Source organism: Megasphaera hominis, assembly GCF_014269395.1.
Taxonomy (GTDB): domain Bacteria; phylum Bacillota; class Negativicutes; order Veillonellales; family Megasphaeraceae; genus Megasphaera; species Megasphaera hominis.
This window is the reverse complement of sequence record NZ_JACOGK010000079.1, coordinates 1-664: the sequence shown is the minus strand read 5'-3', so window position 1 is coordinate 664 and position 664 is coordinate 1. Positions and strand designations below refer to the sequence as shown.

1 protein-coding gene is annotated in these 664 nt (G+C 48.2%); it reads left to right on the top strand.

Annotated elements, in window-relative coordinates; genetic code table 11:
• Positions 1–664: IS66 family transposase (gene tnpC, locus H8J70_RS12375; RefSeq protein WP_186504595.1), on the top strand; the 664-nt coding region annotated here is incomplete at its 5' end.

Below are 664 nucleotides of genomic sequence, written 5' to 3'. Positions count from 1 at the left end.
AGCCTTCCTGAAAGGCTTTACGGGATACCTTCATACGGACGACTTCGCAGGCTATGGAAAGCTGGAAATTCGGCAATGCTTGTGTATGGCTCATGCACGACGGAAGTTCGTCGATGCCATAAAAGGCATTGCCGATCCTCAGGCAAACAGCTTGTCCCAAGAGGCCTTGGATCTCATTGGCGCCTTGTACGCCAAAGAAAAAGAATTCAAAGATTTATCTCCAGAAGAACGACAAATAGAACGCCAGAAGCAGGAAAAACCCCTGCTAGAGGCTTTATTTGCATGGCTTGAAAAAAATAGAGACTGTGTTGCCATAAAATCTCCTATCTCCAAAGCTATCAATTACACCCTCAGCAACTGGGAGGGGCTGACCCGTTATTTGGAAGACGGCCACTGTTCCATAGACAACAATCTGGCAGAAAACAGCATCCGTCCCTTCACCGTCGGCCGCAAGAACTGGCTGTTCAGTGACAGCCCTAAAGGTGCCAAGGCCAGCGCAATGGTATACAGCATCATCGAAACCTGCAAGGCCAACCAGATTGATCCGGAGAAATACCTGATTCAGGTATTCACGGATTTCCCAAATTTGGATGTGCGGCATCATCCCGAAGTAGTAGATGGCTACATGCCCTGGAGCACGCGTATGCAGGAATTATGTAAATAG